Origin of the sequence: Geobacillus sp. YHL, assembly GCF_022341265.1 — a bacterium.
Taxonomy (GTDB): domain Bacteria; phylum Bacillota; class Bacilli; order Bacillales; family Anoxybacillaceae; genus Geobacillus; species Geobacillus thermoleovorans.
Window position 1 is genome coordinate 344,829 of the sequence record NZ_JAEIGB010000001.1, and the last position, 22,955, is coordinate 367,783.

General features: G+C 54.3%; 22 protein-coding genes and 1 other annotated feature. All 22 genes read left to right on the forward strand.

Features of this window, described 5'->3' with window-relative positions:
- Positions 1–63 precede the first annotated feature (63 nt).
- Entirely contained in the window at positions 64–3,111 is a 3,048-nt protein-coding gene (locus tag JCR24_RS01625) for an efflux RND transporter permease subunit (RefSeq protein ID WP_011232046.1), read from the forward strand.
- 97 nt (positions 3,112–3,208) lie between these two features.
- Positions 3,209–4,069 (forward strand): TetR/AcrR family transcriptional regulator, encoded by an 861-nt coding sequence (locus JCR24_RS01630; RefSeq protein WP_011232045.1) that lies wholly within the window; start codon positions 3,209–3,211, stop codon positions 4,067–4,069.
- Positions 4,070–4,176: 107 nt separating this feature from the next.
- Positions 4,177–5,472, forward strand: coding sequence for a replication-associated recombination protein A (locus tag JCR24_RS01635; RefSeq protein ID WP_238979965.1), 1,296 nt, complete (start codon positions 4,177–4,179; stop codon positions 5,470–5,472).
- Between the two features lie 40 nt (positions 5,473–5,512).
- Positions 5,513–5,737, forward strand: coding sequence for a hypothetical protein (locus JCR24_RS01640; protein WP_011232043.1), 225 nt, complete (start codon positions 5,513–5,515; stop codon positions 5,735–5,737).
- Positions 5,738–5,756: 19 nt separating this feature from the next.
- Positions 5,757–6,173, forward strand: coding sequence for a cysteine metabolism transcriptional regulator CymR (cymR, locus tag JCR24_RS01645; RefSeq protein ID WP_011232042.1), 417 nt, complete (start codon positions 5,757–5,759; stop codon positions 6,171–6,173).
- A gap of 27 nt (positions 6,174–6,200) precedes the next feature.
- Positions 6,201–7,343 (forward strand): cysteine desulfurase family protein, encoded by a 1,143-nt coding sequence (locus JCR24_RS01650; protein ID WP_011232041.1) that lies wholly within the window; start codon positions 6,201–6,203, stop codon positions 7,341–7,343.
- A gap of 14 nt (positions 7,344–7,357) precedes the next feature.
- Positions 7,358–8,473, forward strand: coding sequence for a tRNA 2-thiouridine(34) synthase MnmA (mnmA, locus tag JCR24_RS01655; protein WP_011232040.1), 1,116 nt, complete (start codon positions 7,358–7,360; stop codon positions 8,471–8,473).
- Between the two features lie 90 nt (positions 8,474–8,563).
- Positions 8,564–9,226, forward strand: coding sequence for a tetratricopeptide repeat protein (locus tag JCR24_RS01660; RefSeq protein ID WP_033025900.1), 663 nt, complete (start codon positions 8,564–8,566; stop codon positions 9,224–9,226).
- 19 nt (positions 9,227–9,245) lie between these two features.
- Positions 9,246–11,606, forward strand: coding sequence for an SF1B family DNA helicase RecD2 (recD2, locus tag JCR24_RS01665; RefSeq protein ID WP_238979966.1), 2,361 nt, complete (start codon positions 9,246–9,248; stop codon positions 11,604–11,606).
- 25 nt (positions 11,607–11,631) lie between these two features.
- A complete protein-coding gene (locus tag JCR24_RS01670) occupies positions 11,632–12,105 on the forward strand; it encodes a PRC-barrel domain-containing protein (protein WP_014196401.1) in 474 nt (157 codons plus the stop codon).
- A gap of 15 nt (positions 12,106–12,120) precedes the next feature.
- Positions 12,121–12,312, forward strand: a complete 192-nt coding sequence (locus JCR24_RS01675) for a hypothetical protein (RefSeq protein ID WP_008881018.1) — start codon at positions 12,121–12,123, stop codon at positions 12,310–12,312.
- Positions 12,313–12,323: 11 nt separating this feature from the next.
- The gene (locus JCR24_RS01680) at positions 12,324–12,458 is read left to right on the forward strand and encodes a YrzQ family protein (RefSeq protein WP_013144658.1); all 135 of its coding nucleotides are present in this window, start codon (positions 12,324–12,326) and stop codon (positions 12,456–12,458) included.
- 118 nt (positions 12,459–12,576) lie between these two features.
- Complete coding sequence (locus JCR24_RS01685) at positions 12,577–13,638, forward strand: AI-2E family transporter (RefSeq protein ID WP_021321998.1); 1,062 nt, start codon at positions 12,577–12,579, stop codon at positions 13,636–13,638.
- Positions 13,639–13,685: 47 nt separating this feature from the next.
- Positions 13,686–13,910 (forward strand) — a binding site (T-box leader).
- A gap of 46 nt (positions 13,911–13,956) precedes the next feature.
- Positions 13,957–16,593, forward strand: a complete 2,637-nt coding sequence (gene alaS / locus JCR24_RS01690) for an alanine--tRNA ligase (RefSeq protein ID WP_014196399.1) — start codon at positions 13,957–13,959, stop codon at positions 16,591–16,593.
- Between the two features lie 67 nt (positions 16,594–16,660).
- Positions 16,661–16,927, forward strand: coding sequence for an IreB family regulatory phosphoprotein (locus JCR24_RS01695; RefSeq protein WP_011232033.1), 267 nt, complete (start codon positions 16,661–16,663; stop codon positions 16,925–16,927).
- A gap of 4 nt (positions 16,928–16,931) precedes the next feature.
- The gene (gene ruvX / locus JCR24_RS01700) at positions 16,932–17,348 is read left to right on the forward strand and encodes a Holliday junction resolvase RuvX (protein ID WP_011232032.1); all 417 of its coding nucleotides are present in this window, start codon (positions 16,932–16,934) and stop codon (positions 17,346–17,348) included.
- Positions 17,349–17,363: 15 nt separating this feature from the next.
- Positions 17,364–17,663, forward strand: a complete 300-nt coding sequence (locus JCR24_RS01705) for a DUF1292 domain-containing protein (RefSeq protein ID WP_011232031.1) — start codon at positions 17,364–17,366, stop codon at positions 17,661–17,663.
- A 242-nt stretch (positions 17,664–17,905) separates the two neighbouring features.
- On the forward strand, positions 17,906–18,997 hold the full coding sequence (gene mltG, locus JCR24_RS01710; protein ID WP_011232030.1) for an endolytic transglycosylase MltG: 1,092 nt from the start codon (positions 17,906–17,908) through the stop codon (positions 18,995–18,997).
- 437 nt (positions 18,998–19,434) lie between these two features.
- Positions 19,435–20,088, forward strand: coding sequence for an O-methyltransferase (locus JCR24_RS01715; protein WP_011232029.1), 654 nt, complete (start codon positions 19,435–19,437; stop codon positions 20,086–20,088).
- A complete protein-coding gene (locus JCR24_RS01720; protein ID WP_011232028.1) occupies positions 20,085–21,014 on the forward strand; it encodes a peptidase U32 family protein in 930 nt (309 codons plus the stop codon). The genes JCR24_RS01715 and JCR24_RS01720 overlap by 4 nt, the downstream gene beginning before the upstream one ends.
- 18 nt (positions 21,015–21,032) lie before the next feature.
- Positions 21,033–22,301: a peptidase U32 family protein gene (locus JCR24_RS01725; RefSeq protein ID WP_011232027.1), complete on the forward strand. Its 1,269-nt coding sequence runs from the start codon at positions 21,033–21,035 to the stop codon at positions 22,299–22,301.
- Position 22,302: 1 nt separating this feature from the next.
- Complete coding sequence (gene udk / locus JCR24_RS01730; RefSeq protein WP_011232026.1) at positions 22,303–22,938, forward strand: uridine kinase; 636 nt, start codon at positions 22,303–22,305, stop codon at positions 22,936–22,938.
- Positions 22,939–22,955 lie beyond the last annotated feature (17 nt).

Below are 22,955 nucleotides of genomic sequence, written 5' to 3' on the forward strand. Positions count from 1 at the left end.
ATGACCGGTCAGTTCAAAACAATTAGACTGATTGGTCAAAATCGTGGGATGAGAGGTGGCATGATGACGTTTTTGACCAGGTTCAGTTTGAAAAATGCGGCAGCTGTGTTTGTATGTTCGTTTTTGCTCATGTTTCTAGGACTGTATTCCTTCTCCTCCTTGAAGGTCGATTTGCTGCCGAACATTGAATTTCCCCAGTTGTCGATTGAAGTGGTCTATCCTGGGGCTTCTCCGCAAGACGTGAATGAGGAGGTCACGGCCAAGCTCGAGGAAAAACTGAAGTCCCTTGACGGGCTTAAGCAAATGCAGAGTTCTTCCTATGAAGGAATGGCCGTTATGAATCTTGAATTTCCGTTTCGGACGGATATGGAGAAAATGGAGCGGCAGGTCGAATCGCTCATTGATAAGGCAGGATTGCCCGATAATGTGCAAACGGAAGTCAATCGGTTTTCATTCGGTTCCATCCCGGTTTTCAACATTTCCTTGTTTGCCAAAAACGGAACCGATCTGCAAACGTTGCTGGAAACCGAAGTGATTCCAGAATTGAATAAAATCGACGGGGTGAATTCCGTTTCGATCGGTGGAGACAGCGAGCGCCTCATCCGGATCACAGTCGATCGGAAAAAGGCTGCTCAGGCGGGATTGAACTTGTCAGAGATTAAAAACCAAATCAATGAAAAGGTGTTGGCGTTCCCGGCTGGAACGTTGCAAACCGATACATGGCAAATTCCTGTTCGCGTCGAGGAAAAATTGAACACCATCCATGAGTTGAAAAATCTGAAACTCGTGCCGACAGCTGTTCCTATGGCGGCGAATGGATTGCAGCGCGTTGCGTCCGTGAAGCTTGGGGATATTGCGACGATTGAGGAAGTCAACGAGCAAAGCGAATTCACCCGCTATAATTTGAAGCCATCGCTGTCGATGGCGGTGACGAAAAAACAAGATGCCAATACGATTGAAGTGGCAGACCAAGTGATCAAAGTGCTGAATTCCTACAAACATCAGTTTGATTATTCCATCGGGTTTGATTCGTCAGCTGGCATCAAACAATCCGTTGAATCGCTTGTCCGTGAAGGGCTGCTCGGGGCGCTGTTCGCTTCGCTGGCCGTCTTGCTCTTTTTGCGCAACGTTCGGGCGACTGTGATTGCCATCGTCTCGATTCCGCTCTCGCTGCTTGTATCGGCCATTTTTCTCAATCGCATGGATATTACCCTCAATGTCATGACGCTTGGCGGCATGGCCGTCGCCGTCGGCCGAGTCGTGGATGACAGCATTGTCGTGATCGAAAATATTTTCCGCCGCGTCCGCCGGGAGAAAACAGGCATGAGCGATGATTTAGTCGAGCAATCAACGAAAGAAATTGTCAAAGCGATTGTGTCCTCGACCATCACAACGGTTGTCGTCTTTTTGCCTCTTGGGCTTGTTGGGGGCATTACAGGGGAATTTTTCCTGCCTTTTGCCTTGACGATTACGTTTGCCCTGTTGGCCTCTTTGTTGGTGGCCGTGACAGTTGTGCCGATTTTAGCGAAATTTTCGTTCCGCCGTGTGCCGCCAGAGGAAAAAGAAGGAGCGCTTCAGCGTCTGTATGGCCGAATCATTGAATGGGCGCTCAACCATAAAGCGATTGTCTTTGTGTTGTCGGTTGTGCTATTGGTTGGTTCATTGACGCTCGTGCCGAAACTTGGATTTACGTTTTTGCCGAACGAAGAGCAGAAAACGCTGGTGGCGAGCATTGAACTGCCGGCTTCCACATCGGTGGCCAAAACGAATGATGTGTCGTTGGAGATGGAAAAGATGTTTTTAAAACGAAGCGATGTCGAGAGCGTCACCGCCGCGGTGGGAAGCCGCGATTTCCGCACAGGATTGAAGCGGCCCAATCAAGCCAGCTATTATATTCTATTAAAGGACAGCGCTGACACCGCGAAAACCGTGGCCGTTTTCGAAAAAGAAATGCGCCGCATCGCGAATCAGCTCGCGCCCGGGGCAAAAGTGGGCGTGCAAGAGATGTCGAGCGGAGGGCCGCCAACGAATAATAACGTGAATATTGACTTATACTCCAATGATTTGGAGGCGCTCCAAACAGCAGCCAAACAGGTCGAGACGTATTTAAAACAACGCGATGATGTCAAAGATGTGACGAATAACTTGACGGAAAAGCAAAAACAAGTGATTGTCGCCATTGATCCGGAAAAGGCGGCCGCTTATGGCGTTTCGGGCATGCAATTGCTGGGGGCGGTGGCCGATGCGACCAAACCGGTCGATGTGGGGACGCTGAAACTCGGCGGCAAGGATGAGCAAGTCGAACTTTCGTATGATGAAACGTTGGGATCGATCGATGAGTTGAAAGAGCTTCCGATCGTGACGAGAAACGGAGTGATTCCACTTTCAGCTGTCGCCGAAGTGAAAGAGGCGGACGTGTATACGTCCATTCAAAAGCTGGACGGAAAAGTGTTTGCCCGCGTATCCGCCCAGATTGTCGGCGACAACATTCAGAAAGTAACGAATGATATTTCGAAACATGTAAATGATTTGAAGATCCCATCCGATGTCACAGTGAAAACGGGCGGCGGAAGCGATGAGACGGTGCAGACGTTCCGCGAGCTCGGTGTGGCCATGGCGGCGGCCATCGGGCTTGTGTATTTGACGATGCTGATTACATTTGGCAAAGTGCGGGTGCCGCTGATCATTTTATCTTCCCTTTTGTTTGTTCCCATCGGTTCGCTGTTTGCTTTGTATGTGGCCGATGAGCCGCTTTCCATCAGCGTCATGATCGGCTTGTTGATGCTCATTGGCATCGTGACGACCAATGCGATCGTGCTGGTGGATCGAATCGGACAAAACCGCGAACAAAAACGGATGACGGTGCGAAGCGCCATCATTGAAGCCGGCAAAACACGGCTGCGGCCGATTTTAATGACAGCCTTTGCGACTGTGACAGCGCTCATTCCGCTTGCGCTGACGAATGAGGCCGGCACGTTGATTTCGAAAGGGCTGGCCATCACGGTCATCGGCGGCCTGACGTCGTCGACGTTATTGACGCTTGTGTTCATTCCTGCGATGTATGAGGCGTTTTTCTTCCGGACGGCAAAACGCGAACCGATGGCAAAATGACAGGGCTGGATGGCCGGATAACGGGCCGTCCGGCATTTTTTTTCATGGCAAGATCGACTATAATGGACATGAAGAAGGAGTAAGGAAGGAGAAAACATTGGGACGGAAAGAGGACATCATTGAAACGGCGATGAAATTATTCGCCGAAAAAGGCTATCACGCTACCTCCATGCAGGAAATAGCCGAGCGGAGCGGAGTAGCCAAAGGTTCGATTTACAATTATTTCAAATCAAAAGAAGAGTTGGCTGTATCGATTTTCCGCTACCATTATGAAGTCTTGTTTCGCCAGCTTAAACAAATCGAGGCTGATCCCGCCTTAACCGCGCGCGAGCGGTTTTGCCGTCAGTTGACTGTACAAATCCAGCTGTTTGACGAACATAAAGAGCTGGTGCAAATGCAGTTGGGCGAACAAGCTGTGAAGGTGAGCCATGAGGTGCAGCATCTGGTGTTTCGCATCCGCGCCCATACGCTCCACTGGTATCGCCGGGCGATTGAAGACATATACGGCGAACAAGTGCGTCCAGTTTCGTTTGATTGCGCGACGATGCTCAACGGAATGCTGAAAGAATATCTGATTTACTTGGCGGTAGACCGAAAGCCGCTGCTTCCTGAGAAGCTTGCCCCCTTCTTGCTCGATCGGCTTGATGCCATCGTTGCCAGCCTGCTTGACGGCAAGACGGGATTGCTCGATGAAACGGTGATGGCGGATTACATTGCTGCGGCGACCCAAGAGCGGAGTCAATGGAAAGAACGGGCCATCAGCTGTTTAGAGCGCATGGCGGCGCTGCGTCCGGTTGAAGACGATATTCTTCGCTCGCTGCGCTTATTGAAGGAAGAACTCGAGAAAGGGGAGACAGCTAGGCGGTTTATGGTGGAGGCGCTTCTGCTCTATTTGGCGAAATACTCGCTTCCGCTGTACAATGAGTTGAAGGAGGCCATTGAACGCTATTTTTATTAAAACCACCGATCTTCCCACGGGGAGACGCCCCATTCGCCGAAAATGAATAGGCGGCATCGGAGGATGTCTGTGAACATAGCGTCATCAATCTCAAGGAGGGGGTCGGCATGCCCAAAACGACGGAGCCGCTTGCTTGGCGGATGCGGCCGCGGACGATCGATGAGATCGTTGGGCAACAGCACATCATTGGCCCTAGTACGCCGCTTTATAAAATGGTCAAAAAAGGTCATGTTCCATCGCTTTTGCTTTACGGAGAGCCGGGGACAGGGAAGACGTCGCTCGCTTACGCCATTGCCCGCACCGCCGGGCGCGAATGGGTCGCTATCAATGCGACGGCCGCCGGCAAAAAGGAAATCGAAGAGGCAGTCGAAGCGGCGCGCTGGTCAGGGAACGTCGTGTTGTTTATCGACGAAATCCATCGGCTGAATAAAGCGCAGCAAGACGTTTTGTTGCCGCATCTCGAATCCGGGCTCGTGACCTTGATTGGCGCCACAACGGAAAACCCGTTTCACGAGGTCAATCCCGCCATTCGCAGCCGCTGCGGGCAAATCCAACAACTGAAACCGCTCAAGCCGGATGACCTCATGATCATTCTGAAGCGGGCGCTCGCTGATCCGGAACGAGGGGTCGGCGAGCCGCCGGTTGTCATTGACGAGTCGTTGTTATGGCGCATCGCCGAGGCAGCCGGTGGGGATGCGCGCATCGCGCTTTCGCTTCTGGAGGCGGCGGTTGCGGCTGCCGATGAGCGCCACGGCCGCTTGTATATTGATGAGGATATCGTGGCTTCATGCACCGCAAACCGCGGTTTTACCCATGACAAATATGGCGATCATTATTATTCGTTGTTGTCCGCGTTTCAAAAAAGCGTGCGCGGCAGCGATGCCGATGCCGCGCTTCATTATTTGGCCCGTCTGCTTGAAGGAGGAGACTTGGCGTCCGTTTGCCGGAGATTGCTTGTGATGGCTTATGAGGACATCGGACTTGCCAATCCGATGATGGGAGTGAAAGTACAGGCAGCGGTCGAAGCGGCGGAACGCCTCGGACTGCCGGAAGCGCGCATTCCGCTCGCGGTTGTGACGATTGAACTCTGTTTAAGCCCGAAATCCAACAGTGCTTACAAGGCGCTGGACGCTGCCATTGCCGATGTCCGTTCCGGCAAGCTTGGCGATATTCCGGATCATTTAAAAGACGCTCATTACAAAGGGGCGGCTGCACTCGGGCGTGGACAAGGCTACTTGTATCCGCACGATTATCCGAACGGCTGGGTGGCGCAAGCGTATTTGCCCTCCGCTCTGGAAGGCGTCCGCTATTATGAACCGAAAGAGCATGGCGAGGAAAAACATTACGCCAAGGTGTACCGGCGGCTTGAGCAGTTGAAACAAGAGGTCAAGGTTCAGCCGTGAAGGGAAAGGGATTTTTATGATATAATAACACAGGCGTTTCATGCTCGCTTTGACCGAGCTGACCGGATGGAACGTGGCGTACATTCGCATCGGGATCGAAGCGTTCGTGCTGTTGGCCGGCTGGTTGCTCGGCGGCCCGGTGTCGTTTGGCACGTTCCTTTTTTGTGTGACGATCGGTTCGATGCCGGCTTGGCGCTGCCGCAATGCCAAAAGGTCGCAAGCCGCCTGCTTGGACCGGCCGCCGGCACTCGGACGCAAGGGTTAAGCGGTTAGGAGGGATATGAATGAAGATTTCGACGAAAGGCCGATATGGCTTGACGATTATGATTGAATTGGCCAAAAAATATGGCGATCGTCCGATCTCGCTTCGTTCGATCGCCAAGGCGAACAATTTATCTGAACATTATTTAGAGCAGCTCGTCACGCCGTTGCGCAACGCCGGGCTCGTCAAAAGCATTCGTGGAGCGTATGGCGGCTATGTGCTCGCTGAGCATCCGGCGAAAATCACCGCCGGCGACATTTTGCGCGTGTTGGAGGGGCCGCTGACCCCGGTCGAGGAGCTCGAGGAGGAAGAGCCGGCGAAGCGCGAGCTATGGATTCGCATCCGCGATGCGGTCGAGGAAGTGCTCGACAGCACAACGCTCGAAGATTTGGCGAAGTATAGCGACGGGGATGAAGGGGCATATATGTTTTATATTTAAGCAACAGAAAGGAAAGGAGAATGACCGTTGGAACGGATTTATTTGGACCATGCGGCAACTTCCCCGGTCCATCCAGACGTAGCTGCCGGTATGGTCCAGTGGATGACGGAACAGTTCGGCAACCCGTCAAGCATCCATCATTTTGGACGGCAGAGCCGCCGCGCGGTCGATGAAGCGAGGGCTGTTGTCGCCCGCTCGATTGGGGCGAAAGAGACGGAGATTGTGTTTACAAGCGGCGGCACGGAAGCGGATAACTTTGCGGTCATCGGAACGGCCATAGCGAACCGCGGCCGCGGCAATCATATCATTACAACCGCCATCGAGCATCATGCGGTGCTGCGCGCTTGTGAATATTTAGAGACGCAAGGGTTTGAGGTCACGTATTTGCCCGTTGACGAACAAGGGACGGTATCGGTCGAGGATGTCAAGGCCGCGCTGCGCGATGAGACCGTTTTGGTGTCGGTCATGTTTGCCAACAACGAAGTCGGCACGATCCAGCCGATTCGCGAAATCGGGGCGCTGCTTCGCGATCATCCGGCTTATTTCCATACGGACGCCGTCCAGGCGTACGGGCTTCTTCCGATCGATGTGAATGAATACGGGATCGATTTGCTGTCGATTTCCGCTCATAAAATCAACGGCCCGAAAGGAAGCGGGGCTTTGTATGTCCGGGAAACGGTCCGCATCACTCCGCTCCTTTTCGGCGGCGAACAGGAGCGGAAGCGGCGCGCCGGCACGGAAAACGTCCCCGGCATCATCGGCTTGGCGCAGGCGGCGGAAATCGCTGAGCGAACAAGGGAAGAGAAACGTCGGCAATATGCGGCGTGGCGCGAGGCGATGCTTGCGATTTTCCGCTCCTCAGGGATCGACTATGCGGTCAACGGCCGCCCGGATGGCCTGCCGCATATTTTGAATGTCGCCTTCCCGGGAACGAATGTCGAATCGCTGCTCGTGAACTTGGATTTAGCCGGCATTGCCGCCTCGAGCGGGTCAGCATGCACCGCCGGGTCAATCGACCCGTCGCACGTGCTTGTCGCGATGTGCGGAAAAGAGTCGGAGCGCATCCGTTCGTCTGTGCGCTTCAGCTTCGGGCTCGGCAATACGATGGAACAAATTGAGCGGGCGGCCGAGGAAACAGTGAAGATCATAAAGCGGCTCACAAACCGCTAAAGGGGGGAAACAGCATGAACAAAGCGCCGCACGAAACGCGCGTCGTCGTCGGCATGTCCGGCGGGGTCGACTCGTCGGTCGCTGCGCTGCTATTGAAAGAACAAGGATATGATGTGATCGGCATTTTTATGAAAAACTGGGATGACACCGATGAAAACGGCGTTTGCACGGCGACTGAGGACTACGAAGACGTCGTGCGCGTTTGCAATCAAATCGGCATCCCGTATTATGCGGTCAATTTTGAAAAACAGTATTGGGACAAAGTGTTTACGTACTTTTTGAATGAATACAAAGCCGGGCGCACGCCGAACCCGGACGTGATGTGCAATAAGGAAATTAAGTTCAAGGCGTTTTTAGAGCACGCCATGTCGATCGGCGCCGATTACATCGCAACCGGCCATTACGCCCGCGTCGAGTTTCGCGATGGCGAATATAAAATGCTGCGTGGAGCCGACCCGAACAAAGACCAAACGTACTTTTTAAACCAGCTCGGCCAAGCTCAGCTGTCGAAAGTGATGTTTCCGATCGGCCATTTGCAGAAAGCGGACGTGCGCCGGATCGCCAAAGAGGCTGGGCTCGCCACCGCTGGAAAAAAAGACAGCACGGGCATTTGCTTTATCGGCGAACGCGATTTCAAAGAATTTTTGAGCCATTATTTGCCGGCTCAGCCAGGAGTGATGAAAACGCTCGATGGCGAAGTGAAAGGGCGGCATGACGGCGTCATGTATTACACGATCGGCCAGCGCCACGGCCTTGGCATCGGCGGCAGCGGCGAACCGTGGTTTGTCGTCGGCAAAGATGTGCGCGAAAATGTGCTGTATGTCGCCCAAGGGTTTGAAAACGAATATTTGTATTCCACCTCGCTAAAGGCGGTCGATGTCAACTGGGTGTCTGACCGCAAGCCGGAAGCGCCGTTCCGTTGCACGGCGAAATTTCGCTATCGTCAGCCTGATGTCGGCGTGACGGTCCACCCGCTTGCGGACGGCGGGGCGGAAGTCGTGTTTGATGCGCCGGCGCGGGCGGTGACGCCGGGGCAGGCGGTTGTTTTTTACAACGGCGAGGAATGCCTCGGCGGCGGTACGATCGATGAGGTGTTCCGCAACGGCGAAAAGCTTTGGTATGTTGGTTGACGGATGTGCCGGTGCGCACGATCTTCAATCAGGCTATTAGGCTGGAGGCCGTTGCTTGAAAATCACGTTGAATCAGGGAGGGGATGGGCGGTGGCCAATTTCAACGAACAAGGCTTGGGGTATATGCGCGAGGGGAAGTATGAGGAAGCCATCCGCTGTTTTTCCGCTGCGGTCGAACAGCATCCGGACGATCCAGCCGGGTACATTAACATTGGCACGGTTCTCGTTGCTGCCGGTGAAGAAGAGAAGGCGCTTGACTGTTTCCGGCAGGCGTTGAAAATTGACAAGAAGGCGGCGGCCGCGTATTACGGCATGGGTACAGTGCATTATAAGCGTGAGCAGTTCGCGAAAGCGAAAGATATGTTTGAGCGCGCGCTAGGGCTTGGTCTTGACGATGCCGATACGCATTTTATGCTCGGCATGTCCTTATGGCGGCTCGAGATGCCGCGGCTGGCGCTGCCGTATTTGCAGCGCGCGGCTGAGCTGAACGAGACGGATGCCGAAGCGCTGTTTCAGCTTGGCCTTTGCCTCGCCACGCTCGATTATGTCGATGAGGCGAAGCGTTATTTCGAAAAAACGTTGGAACTCGATCCGCGCCACGCTGATGCGTACTACAATTTAGGCGTCATTTATGCGTACAAAGATGAGCTCGATGCCGCCCGCAATATGTTTGCCGCTGCCTTGGAAGCCAAGCCCGATCACGTGCTTGCCGGATACGGAAAGAAACTGATGGAAAAGCGGCTTGCGCCGTAAAAAGGCAGGGGGATGGCTGTTGCAAGAGCAACAAATCCTCGCCCTTGACGGACGCACGTTCATTAAAGGAGTGTGCTTGGCGGTCATTTTTCATAATGAGGAAACATTGTACACGGTCGTCCGCGTGCGCGTTGAGGAAACGAACGAAGCGCCCGTTGAGGAGGAAGTCGTCGTCACCGGCTATTTTCCGCGTTTAAACGAAGGGGACGTCTACATCTTTTACGGACAATTCCGCCAACATCCGCGTTTTGGCCGCCAATATGCGGCTAGTCAGTTCCGCAAACAGCTTCCGAACACGAAAGAAGGAGTCATTCATTATTTATCGAGCGGTTTGTTTAAAGGAATCGGCAAAAAAACGGCTGCGGCGATTGTCGAGACGCTCGGCGAAAACGCGATCGCCGCGATTTTGCGCGACCCCAGGGCGCTAGAGCGTGTGCCGAAGCTGACGAAAAAAAAGGCGAAGCAGCTGTACGATGCGCTTCGCGCCCACGAAGGGCTTGAGCAAACGATGATCGCCCTCGCCCAGCTCGGTTTTGGCCCGCAGCTGGCCATGAAAATTTACCAAGCGTATGGCGAAGAAGCGGTTGACATCATCCACGAGAACCCGTACCAGCTCGTTGAGGATATCGAAGGGATCGGCTTTGGCCGCGCTGATGAAATCGGGCGCCAGCTCGGCATTTCCGGCAGCCATCCGGCCCGGCTGCGCGCCGCCTCGTTGTTTGTTCTTGAACAGGCGTGCTTGCAGGAAGGGCACGTTTATTTGCGCGAGGAAGAGCTGATGGAGCGCGTCGGGGAGCTGCTTGACGGAAGGCTGAGCGGTGCGGTGGATGGACGAGCGATCAGCCAAACGCTTCTGATGTTAAGCGAAGAAGGGAAGCTGATCGCCGAGCAAGGGCGTTATTATCTCCCTTCCCTTTACTTCGCCGAGAAAGGGATCGTCTCCAACATTAAGCGGCTGCTCGGGCAGACGCCGCCGTCGGCGTTTGCCGAGTCGGAGTTTTTGCTGGCGCTTGGGGCGCTTGAAGAACGGCTTGGCATGCAATATGCCCCCCAGCAAAGGGAAGCGATCCAACAAGCGCTTTCTTCGCCGCTGTTTATTTTGACCGGCGGTCCGGGAACGGGGAAAACGACGGTCATCAAAGGCATCGTCGAGCTGTTTGCCGCCCTAAACGGCCTGTCTCTTGACCCGGCTGACTACAAACAAGGCGAGCCGTTTCCGGTGCTGCTGGCCGCACCGACCGGCCGGGCGGCGAAACGGATGAGCGAGGCGACCGGGCTGCCAGCCGCGACGATTCACCGGCTGCTCGGCTGGAACGGGGCGGAAGGGTTCAGCCGCGATGAAGATGAGCCGATCGCCGGCCGGCTGCTGATTGTGGACGAAATGTCAATGGTCGACACATGGCTGGCCAATCAGCTGCTCAAAGCGGTGCCAAACGGCATGCAAGTCGTTTTCGTCGGCGACGAAGACCAATTGCCTTCTGTGGGGCCTGGACAAGTGCTGAAAGATTTGCTTCAATCAGGCGTTATTCCGTCCGTGCGGCTGACTGACGTGTACCGCCAGGCGGAAGGATCATCGATCATCGAGCTTGCCCATAAGATGAAGCGCGGCGTCGTGCCGGACGATTTGACCGCTCCCAAGGCGGATCGTTCCTTCATCCGCTGCCGCGCCGGGCAAGTGGCGGACGTCGTCCGGCAAATCGCCGACAACGCCCGCAAAAAAGGGTTTTCCGTCAAAGATATTCAAGTGCTCGCCCCGATGTACCGCGGCCCGGCCGGCATCGACCAGTTGAACAAAGTGCTGCAGGAGCTGTTCAACCCTCCGGCTGCCGGAAAGCGGGAGCTGGCGGTCGGCGAGGTCGTATACCGGGTCGGCGACAAAGTGCTGCAGCTCGTCAATCAACCGGAAGACAATGTATTTAACGGCGACATCGGCGAAATCGTTGCCATTTTTTACGCCAAGGAAAATATTGAAAAGCAAGATTTGCTCGTCGTCTCGTTTGATGGCATTGAAGTGACGTACACACGGCAAGATTTAGGACAAATCACCCATGCGTACTGCTGTTCGGTTCATAAGGCGCAAGGAAGCGAGTTTCCAATCGTCATTTTGCCCGTCGTCAAAAGCTATTACCGGATGTTGAAACGGAATTTGTTGTATACTGCGGTGACAAGAAGCAAGCAGTTTCTCGTTTTATGCGGGGAAGAGGAAGCGTTTCGATTCGGCGTCGCAAAACAAAGCGACGGAGCGCGCCAGACGGCGCTCGCTGAGAAGCTGGCGGGGGCGGCGGCGCCGTTTGTCGAGGTCGAACTGCCGTTTGAAGAGGCGAACATGGGGATGGAAAACGTTACGCCGTATGACTTTATGGGCGATGAGCCAAGCTAAAGGTGGCTGGAAAGGTGGGAGAACGATGCGGACGTTTTCCGACATCAAGGGCCTTCCCATTTATGAACAAACGACGGGAAAAATGGTCGGAACGATCGCTGACATTTGGTTTACCAGCCACGGCGCGGTCAAAGGGCTTGTCGCGGAACAGGGCGGTTTGTTCGGCCGCCGCCGCTATTTGCCGCTTTCAGCCGTGCAGTCGTTCGAAAACGACCGAGTCATCATCTGTGATGCCGATAGCTTCCAGCCGTTTCCTTCTTCTGACAGCGGCCACTCTCTTTACGGCGAACGCGGCCTCGCCGGCAGCATGGTTGTCGCCGCGGACGGAACAACGATCGGACTGTTGGATGACGTATATTTTGACGGGCAATTGGGCAAAATTGACGGATACGAGATCAGCGAGGGATTTTTTTCCGATTTGACCGAAGGAAAGAAACGAATGGAGCTCGCTCCGTTCACCGCCAGAGAAGGCGTGGTCACCGTGGAAACAACGATGTAAGGAGAGTGGCTGTCCATGCTCATTTGCCCGAATTGCAAACGAAAAAATTTAGGGAAAATCGGCGTCAACCAGTACTACTGCTGGGATTGCTTTATTGAGCTGTCCGTCTCGAAAGGGATGATCCACGCCCATCAAGTGGAAGAAGACGGAACGTTGAGTTCTCTTGACGACTTGTTTGACGACCACGAACGCACGATCCAATTTTAGGGGGGACACGCATGAACCGGATGATGACGTCGCTGTTAGCAGTCGGATTAGGCGTCGCCGCTTATCAGCTCGCCCAACGAAACGATTGGATGAACGGTCGCACGATGCGGAGGATGCGCCGCCGCTTGATGCAAGCGATCCGCTGACGGCGCTCGCCCTCGCCTTTGCGCGGGGGCGTCGCCTTGTGGCTGTCAAATAGTGCTAAAAGCGGTGAAGGCATATTTCCCGCCGCATCTCCTACACTAAACGGTAGGAGGTGTGGCGATGGGCGAGCAACAATGGCTGTCGTTCTTTCGCATCGGAAAATGGCTGCTCATGACGGCAATCATCTATTTGATCGTTCGGATGAAAGACGTTTGGCGGCCGGTCATTGATTTTATCGCAACGGTGTTGACGCCGTTTTTGCTGGCGTCGTTTATTACGTATTTGCTCTACCCGCTTGTGGAATCCATCCATCGCAAAGGAATGCCGCGCGCCCTTGCCATTTTGTTGATTTATTTGTTGTTTTTCGGTTTGGTCGGCTACGGCTTGTACCGCGGCGTGCCGCTATTCATCGCCCAGTTGCGTGAACTGGATGAACAGCTGCCGTCTTTGATGAATACATACCGCCAATGGGTGCGCCACATCCACGACGAGACGTCGAATTGGCCGCTTGAGGTGCACACACGCATCGAGGCGATGTTTGCCGAGATCGAGCAGGCAGCGGCGGCCGCCGTCGCGATGGCGATCAACGCCGCCAAATCGTTCATCGGTTCGGCGGCGACGCTGTTGATCATTCCGTTTATCGTCTTCTATATGTTAAAAGACATCGATGTGTTGAAAAAAGCGATTTGGTACATGACACCGAAGCGGTGGCGTGGGCCGGGGATGACGTTTTTGAAGGATGTCGATGAATCGCTCGGCGGCTACATTCGCGGCCAGCTGTTCGTCTGTGCGGCGATCGGTCTGGCAGCGGCGCTCGGCTTGTGGCTTGCGGGCATGGATTATCCGCTGTTGCTCGGCTTTGTCATTGGCGTGACGAACATCATCCCGTATTTTGGCCCGCTGATCGGCGCCGTTCCAGCGGTCATTTTGGCTGCCACCGTCTCGCTGAAAATGGTCGTGATCGTGCTTGTCATCATTTTTACCTTGCAGTTTTTAGAAGGGAACATCTTGTCGCCGTTGATCGTCGGCAAAAGCGTGCATATGCATCCGCTTGTCATTATGCTCGCCCTCTTTGCCGGCGGCGAGCTCGCCGGCGTGCTCGGCCTCATTCTCGCCGTTCCGACGGCGGCGGTGCTGAAAGTGGCCATCGCCCATTGGAAAGAGCATTATGCTTCGCATTGACAAATGCTCTCTGCTTGTCTATAATCTTTCAATGAAAAAAGCGAATACATAACGCGATGACGGATCGAGTATGTTGCAGTCCATCTTAACGCGCGAGCTCGCGCACAGAGAGGAATTTCCGCGGCTGAAAGAAATTCCAGATGAAGGGCAACAGAAGGCTAATCCGGAGCGCAGGCAAAACCTGACGCAAGGCTGCGTTACGGCCAAAGAGGTGATGGGCGTTTTTTGCCCATAAACAGGGTGGTACCGCGAGCATAACTCTCGTCCCTGCAGGGGATGGGAGTTTTTTTATATAAAAGGCGAAAGGGGAGGATCATCATGAAAAAGCTGACATCCGCCCAAGTGCGGCGCATGTTTTTAGAGTTTTTCCAAGAAAAAGGCCATGCGGTTGAGCCGAGCGCATCGCTCATTCCGGTCGACGACCCGTCGCTGTTGTGGATCAACAGCGGCGTCGCGACGTTGAAAAAATACTTTGACGGGCGCATCGTTCCGGAAAACCCGCGCATTTGCAACGCGCAAAAATCGATTCGCACGAACGATATCGAAAATGTCGGGAAAACGGCGCGCCACCATACGTTTTTTGAAATGCTCGGCAACTTTTCGATCGGCGATTATTTCAAGCGTGAAGCGATCCATTGGGCATGGGAGTTTTTAACGAGCGACAAATGGATCGGTTTTGATCCGGAACGGTTGTCCGTCACCGTCCATCCGGAAGACGAGGAAGCGTACAACATTTGGCGCAACGAAATCGGCTTGCCGGAAGAGCGGATCATTCGCCTTGAAGGCAACTTCTGGGACATCGGCGAAGGCCCGAGCGGTCCGAACACGGAAATCTTTTACGACCGCGGCGAAGCGTTCGGCAACGACCCGAACGATCCGGAGCTGTACCCAGGCGGGGAAAATGACCGCTATTTAGAAGTATGGAACCTTGTCTTTTCGCAGTTTAACCATAACCCGGACGGCACGTACACGCCGCTGCCGAAGAAAAACATCGACACCGGCATGGGCTTGGAGCGGATGTGCTCGATTTTGCAAGACGTGCCGACGAACTTTGAAACCGACTTGTTCCTGCCGATCATCCGCGCGACCGAGCAGATCGCCGGCGAGCGGTATGGCGAAGATCCGGACAAAGACGTCGCCTTTAAGGTGATCGCCGACCATATTCGAGCCGTGACGTTCGCGATCGGCGACGGGGCGCTGCCGTCAAATGAGGGCCGCGGTTATGTGCTGCGCCGCCTGCTCCGCCGCGCGGTGCGCTATGCGAAACATATCGGCATTGACCGTCCGTTTATGTACGAACTCGTCCCGGTCGTCGGCGAGATTATGCACGACTACTATCCGGAGGTGAAAGAAAAAGCCGATTTCATCGCCCGCGTCATCCGGACGGAAGAAGAACGGTTCCATGAAACGCTCCATGAAGGGCTCGCCATATTGGCGGAGGTGATCGAAAAGGCGAAAGAGCAAGGAAGCGACGTCATTCCGGGCGAGGAAGCGTTCCGCCTGTATGATACGTACGGCTTTCCGATCGAGCTGACGGAAGAGTACGCCGCTGAAGCGGGCATGACGGTCGATCATGCCGGATTTGAGCGCGAGATGGAGCGGCAACGCGAACGGGCGCGCGCGGCCCGGCAAGATGTCGATTCGATGCAAGTCCAAGGCGGAGTGCTCGGTGACATTAAAGATGAAAGCCGGTTTGTCGGCTACGATGAGCTTGTTGCCGCATCGACGGTCATCGCCATCGTCAAAGACGGGCGGCTTGTCGAGGAAGTGAAAGCCGGCGAAGAGGCGCAAATCATCGTCGATGTGACGCCATTTTACGCCGAAAGCGGCGGACAAATCGCTGACCAAGGCGTGTTTGAAAGCGAAACAGGAACAGCGGTCGTCAAAGATGTGCAAAAAGCGCCGAACGGCCAACATCTTCATGCGATCATCGTCGAACGCGGAACGGTGAAAAAAGGATCCCGCTATACGGCGCGCGTCGATGAAGCAAAGCGGATGCGCATCGTAAAAAACCATACGGCGACCCATTTGCTCCATCAAGCGCTAAAAGACGTGCTCGGCCGCCATGTCAACCAAGCGGGGTCGCTTGTCGCCCCGGACCGGCTTCGTTTTGACTTCACCCATTTTGGGCAAGTGAAGCCAGAGGAGCTCGAGCGCATCGAAGCCATCGTCAACGAACAAATTTGGAAAAGCCTCCCGGTTGACATTTTTTATAAACCGCTCGAGGAAGCGAAAGCGATGGGCGCGATGGCGCTGTTTGGCGAAAAATACGGCGACATCGTCCGCGTCGTCAAAGTCGGCGACTACAGCCTCGAGCTGTGCGGCGGCTGCCATGTGCCCAACACATCAGCCATCGGGTTGTTTAAAATCGTCTCCGAGTCCGGCATCGGCGCCGGCACGCGCCGGATTGAAGCGGTGACCGGAGAAGCGGCATACCGCTTTATGAGCGAACAGCTTGCTATTTTGCAAGAGGCGGCGCAAAAACTGAAAACAAGCCCGAAAGAATTGAATGCGCGTCTTGACGGACTGTTTGCCGAGCTGAAAGAGCTCGAGCGCGAAAATGAATCGCTTGCTGCCCGCCTCGCCCATATGGAAGCTGAGCACCTCACCCGTCAAGTGAAAGATGTAAACGGCGTGCCGGTGTTGGCGGCAAAAGTGCAGGCCAATGACATGAATCAACTGCGGGCCATGGCTGATGATTTGAAACAAAAGCTCGGCACGGCGGTCATCGTGTTGGCGTCCGCCCAGGGCGGAAAAGTGCAACTGATTGCCGCAGTAACGGACGATTTGGTGAAAAAAGGATTCCATGCCGGCAAGCTGGTGAAAGAAGTAGCGTCGCGTTGCGGTGGGGGCGGCGGCGGGCGCCCGGATTTGGCGCAAGCTGGCGGCAAGGACCCAAGCAAGGTCGGCGAAGCGCTCGGTTATGTCGAAACATGGGTGAAATCCGTTTCCTAATTGGCGCGGATCGTGTACAATGGATGTAAAAGGACGGGGTGCCTGAATAAGGAGCGAGGTGGAAACGGTGAGCTCGTTTGACCAAACGATGCAGTTTCATTTTTCCGAGGAGCCGGCCGAGACGAACGTTCGCGAAGTGTTGTTGACGGTGTATGGCGCCTTGCAGGAAAAAGGCTACAATCCGATCAACCAAATTGTCGGCTACTTGTTGTCCGGCGACCCAGCTTACATTCCGCGCCATAAAGATGCGCGTGCGCTCATCCGCAAAATTGAACGCGACGAATTAATCGAGGAATTGGTGAAATTCTATTTACAGGGGCAACGAAAGGATTAACCTGATGCGGACGCTAGGATTAGATTTGGGAACGAAAACGCTCGGCGTTGCCGTTAGCGACGAACTCGGCCTTACAGCGCAAGGATTGGAGACGATCGCCATTGATACGGAGCGCGGCGACTACGGCTTAAAGCGGCTGCGCGCCATCATCGATGAGTACGGCGTCGATACGATTGTCGTCGGGTGGCCGAAAAACATGAACGGCACGCTCGGGCCGCGCGCTGAGGCAAGCGAGCGGTTCGCCGCCAAATTGCGAGAGGAGTTTTCTTTGCCCGTTGTGCTTTGGGATGAACGGCTGTCGACGATGGCCGCCGAACGGATGTTGATCGCTGCCGACGTCAGCCGGAAAAAGCGGCGGAAAGTGATCGACAAAATGGCGGCGGCCGTCATTTTGCAGTCATATTTGGACAGTAAACGATAAATTGGAGGAGAAAACATGGAACACGGAGACCGTCATATTACCGTTGTCGACGAACATGGCAACGAGCAGCTGTGCGAAATTTTGTTTACGTTTGAATCGGATGATTTCGGCAAATCGTATGTGTTTTACTATCCGGTCGGCGTCGAGGCGGAAGATGAGAACGGCGAGACGGAAGTGCACGTTTCCGCCTTCATCCCTGGGGATGAGAACAAAGAAGGCGAACTGCTCCCAATCGAGACGGAAGAAGAGTGGGACATGATCGAAGAAGTATGGAATACGTTTTGCGCTGAACAGGAAGAGGAAGACGACGAATAACGGACAGCAGAGGGGGGCCAAAAGGATCGGGGCCCCTTTTCTTATTGCCGTATTATGCGCTGAGAAACGATAAGTTGTGTTCCATGCAATGGTTCAGACATCTTCTTGTTTGTCCGACAAATGTTGCGAAGGGCTTCGATTGACCGGCGCGTTTCCTCCCCTGGCTTTGCATTTTTTGACCGTCAAGGGCGAAAAATGCGGAACTTTGTAGTATAATATGGCCGGGTGAAAGGAGGACAAAGATGAAACAGAACGATTTTAGGGCGCCAGAGGCGCGGCTTGTGCGGAAAATCGTCTTGATTGTCTGTGCTGTTCTGCTGGCGGCGTTTGTCATTGCCGGCGCCAGCAGTTTCTTATACATCCGTTCAGCGCTTAAGCCCGTCGACCCGAATGACCGCACCCCGGTCCATGTCTCGATTCCGATCGGTTCATCGGCGGCGGCGATTGCCGAGCAGCTCGAACAAAAGCGGCTCATTAAAAGCGCGGCCGTGTTTCGCTTATATGTCCGCTGGAAAAATGAATCCGGCTTCCAGGCTGGGGAGTATGAGTTGACGCGGGCGATGCCAATGGCGCGCATCATTGAGCTGTTAAAAACGGGGAAATCGCTAAAAATCGGATTGAAGCTGACCGTTCCGGAAGGGTCGCAATTGGTGCAAATCGCTGACCTCATTGCTGCGAAAACAGGGTACAAACAAGAACAAATTATGAAATTGCTTAACGATCGCGCGTATATCGAACGGCTGATGAAAATGCACCCGGATTTGTTGACTGATGATATTTTTCGGAAAGGCATCCGCTATCCGCTGGAAGGCTACTTGTTCCCGGCGACGTATGTGTTTGCTGACGAAAAGCCGCCGCTCTCAGAGATCATTGAGGCGATGGTGGCGAAAACGGCAGCTGTGCTTGACACATATAAGGCAGCGATGAAAGAAAAGAACATGTCGCCGCATCAGCTGTTGACGATGTCGTCGCTCATTGAGGAAGAGGCGACGGAAAAAGCTGACCGCCAAAAAATCGCCAGCGTGTTTTACAATCGGCTGCACCGCGGCATGCCGCTTCAAACCGACCCGACCGTTTTGTACGCCCTTGGCGAACATAAAGAGCGTGTGTTGTATAAAGATTTGCAGGTCAATTCGCCGTACAACACGTACATTCATAAAGGGCTGCCGCCGGGGCCGATCGCCAACGCCGGCGTAATGTCGATCGAAGCGGCGCTTGAACCGGCGGCGACCGACTATTTATACTTTTTGGCGACACCGGGCGGCGAGGTCATTTTTACGAAAACGTTGGCCGAGCATAACCGGGAAAAGGCGAAGCATATTGGAAAACAATAGGTCAAAACGGAAGGTAATGGCCGGTGGGGTGAAACGGCTTCGCTTTTCCGCTGTTTTATGGTAGTATAGTTGAACAGACCAACGATAAGAGTCCTTTGCGGCTCTTATTTTTCATGACGACAAAGCGCAAATGCCGGGTTGTATATAGATGCAATTTGAAGCTTTACCATTTGTAGTTTTTCCCGAGTATTTGATCGACTGTCGGGCGACCGAACAACGCCGCTTCCAGACCCATATATGGGTCTGTGAAGCAGGCCGGTTGTTCGGTCTTCCGTCACGCCAAGGCGTGACGGAGGCAAGCCACAGGCTTGCCTCCGTCAGTCGAAAATGGGCAAACCGCTTTTCCGTCAAGGATATATTAAACTTCTTCGTTGCATCTATATAGTTCAACTTTGGCGAGCGCTTTTCAGTTTGCTGACGGCAGGGAGGAATTCCTCTTGCTTTCCAATGACATTGTTTCGTACTTGCAAAAGCTGCGTCCGGCGCCGGATGAGGACATTGAGGAGATGGAGCAGTACGCCTATCGGCACCGCATACCGATCATGGATCCGGTGAGCGTCGAAGTGCTGTTATTCATCTTGAAGCTGATCAGGCCGCGCCGCATTTTGGAAATCGGCACGGCGATCGGCTATTCGGCGATCCGGATGGCAAAGGCGCTGCCGGATGCGCGCATTGTGACGATCGAAAAAGACCGGGAGCGGTATGAGCGCGCCCGTTTTTACATCGAAAAGACGAACACCAAGCGGCAAATCGAGGCGGTGTTGGGCGATGCGCTCGCGGTCGAGGCCGGTGTGGCGGCCGCCGCGCCGTTTGATGTGCTGTTTATTGATGCCGCCAAAGGGCAATATGAGCGCTTTTTTACGCTCTATGAGCCGTTTGTGGCTGCAGACGGCCTCATCATCAGCGACAACGTCTTGTTTAAGGGGCTCGTCGCCGCCGAAGCGCCGGCGGACAATCGACGGCTTTGGAACATCGCCCGAAAAATTCGCCGCTACAATGAGTGGCTCATGAGTCGAAGCGGTTATGATACGGTCATCATTCCGGTCGGCGATGGGCTCGCCATATCGAAAAAACGAGGTGAAGAACAGTGAAAAAACCCGAATTGCTCGTGACGCCGACGAGCGTTGCCCATATCGACGAGCTGGCTGAAGCCGGAGCGGACGCGGTCATCATTGGCGAGCAGCGCTACGGTTTGCGGCTTGCCGGCGAATTTTCCCGCCATGATGTCGCTGCCGCCGTCAAAGCCGCCCACCGGCGCGGCATGAACGTGTATGTGGCGATGAACGCCATTTTCCATAACGATAAAGTGGACGAGCTTGGCGACTACGTCGCGTTTTTGGCTGATGTCGGCGCCGATGCCATCGTCTTCGGCGATCCCGCGGTGCTCTTGACTGTCCGAGAAACGGCGCCGCACATGAAGCTCCACTGGAGCACGGAGACGACAGCGACGAACTGGTATGCGTGCAACTATTGGGGCCGGAAAGGGGCGAAGCGCGCCGTCTTGGCCCGCGAGTTGAACATGGACGCCATTTTGGAAATCAAAGCCCATGCCGAAGTGGAAATCGAGGTGCAAGTGCACGGCGCGATGTGCATGTACCAATCGAAGCGCTCGCTGATCGGCAGCTATTTTGAATATCAAGGGAAAGTGATGGAAGTTGAACGGAAGAAGTACGAAAAAGGGATGTTTCTTTACGACAAAGAGCGCGACAACAAATATCCGATTTTTGAAGACGAAAACGGCACGCATATTATGAGCCCGAACGATGTTTGCATGATCGATGAGCTCGGCGACATGGTCGAGGCCGGCATCGACAGCTTTAAAATTGACGGGATTTTGCACGAGCCGCGCTACATTACCGAAGTGACGAAGCTGTACCGCCGCGCCATCGATTTATGCGCGGATGACCGCGAGCGGTACGAACGGGAAAAAGAGGAGCTGCTTGCGGCCGTTGAAGCGCTTCAGCCGCCGCATCGCCGCATCGACACCGGATTTTTCTTCAAAGAGACCATTTATTGAGAAAAGGAGGGAAGCAGCATGCTTTTAAAAAATGATCGCATCTCCGAAATCATTGACGGCAAGCGCGTCATTGTGAAAAAGCCAGAGCTGCTCGCCCCGGCCGGCAACTTGGAAAAACTGAAAATCGCCGTCCATTACGGTGCAGACGCCGTCTTTATCGGAGGCCAAGAGTACAGCTTGCGCGCCAACGCCGACAACTTTACGATCGAGGAAATTCGCGAAGGGGTCGAATTTGCCAATCGATACGGAGCCAAAGTATACGTAACGGCCAATATTTACGCCCATAACGAAAACATCCCTGGCCTTGATGACTATTTGCGGGCGCTTGAAGATGCCGGTGTTTGCGGCATCATCGTCGCCGACCCGCTCATCATCGAAACGGCGCGCCGGGTGGCGCCGAAGCTTGAAGTGCATTTAAGCACGCAGCAATCGCTTACCAACTGGAAAGCGGTCCAATTTTGGAAAGAGGAAGGGCTCGAGCGGGTTGTGCTCGCTCGTGAAGTGGGCGCAGAAGAAATCCGGCAGATCAAAGAGAAAGTCGATATTGAAATCGAGGCGTTCATCCATGGGGCGATGTGTTCCGCCTACTCCGGCCGCTGTGTATTGAGCAACCATATGACGGCGCGCGACTCAAACCGCGGCGGATGCTGCCAGTCGTGCCGCTGGGATTACGATTTGTATCAGCTCTCGGACGGCCGGGAAATTCCGTTGTTTGAAAAAGGGGACGCTCCGTTTGCGATGAGCGCGAAAGATTTGAACTTAATCCGCGCCATTCCGGTGATGATCGAATTGGGTGTGGATAGCTTGAAAATTGAAGGGCGGATGAAATCGATCCATTACGTGGCGACGGTTGTCAGTGTCTACCGGAAAGTCATTGATGCCTACTGCGCTGACCCAGACCATTTCACGATCCGCGAAGAGTGGGTGCGGGAGCTGGAGAAATGCGCCAACCGCGAGACGGCGCCGTCGTTCTTTGACGGCTTCCCGGATTATACGAACCATATGTACGGGACGCACAGCCGGAAAACGACGCATGAATTCGCCGGTTTGGTGCTTGGCTATGACCCGGAGACGGGCATCGCCACCGTCCAGCAGCGCAACCATTTCCGCCCGGGCGATGAAGTCGAATTTTTCGGTCCGGAAATTGAAAACTTCACCCAAGTGATTGAGAAAATTTGGGACGAAGACGGCAACGAGCTTGATGCGGCGCGCCATCCGCTGCAAATCGTGAAGTTTAAGGTCAAGCGCCCTCTCTTCCCGTACAACATGATGAGAAAGGAGAATTAAGATGGGGAAGAAGCCCGTTGTCATCGGCGTCGCCGGCGGCTCCGGCTCGGGGAAGACGAGCGTCGCCCGCGCGATTTACGACCATTTCGGCGACCGCTCGATCCTTGTTTTGGAGCAAGACTTTTACTATAAAGATCAAAGCCATCTTCCGTTTGAAGAGCGGCTGAAGACGAACTATGACCATCCGCTGGCGTTTGACAACGATTTGTTGATTGAGCATATTCATAAGCTGCTTCGCTATGAGCCGATTGACAAGCCGGTGTACGATTATACGCTGCACACTCGCTCAAGCGACGTCATTCGCGTGGAGCCAAAGGATGTCATCATCGTGGAGGGCATTCTTGTCTTGGAGGATGAGCGACTCCGCAATTTAATGGACATTAAAGTATATGTCGACACCGACCCGGACATCCGCATCATCCGCCGTCTCATCCGCGATATTAAAGAGCGCGGCCGCACGTTCGATTCGGTCATCGAGCAATATTTGTCCGTCGTCCGGCCGATGCACAACCAGTTTGTCGAACCGACGAAGCGCTACGCGGATGTGATCATTCCGGAAGGCGGACAGAACGTCGTCGCCATCGATTTAATGGTGGCAAAAATTCGCACAGTTCTTGAACAAAAAGCGGTTTTGTAATAACATAACAGAGACAA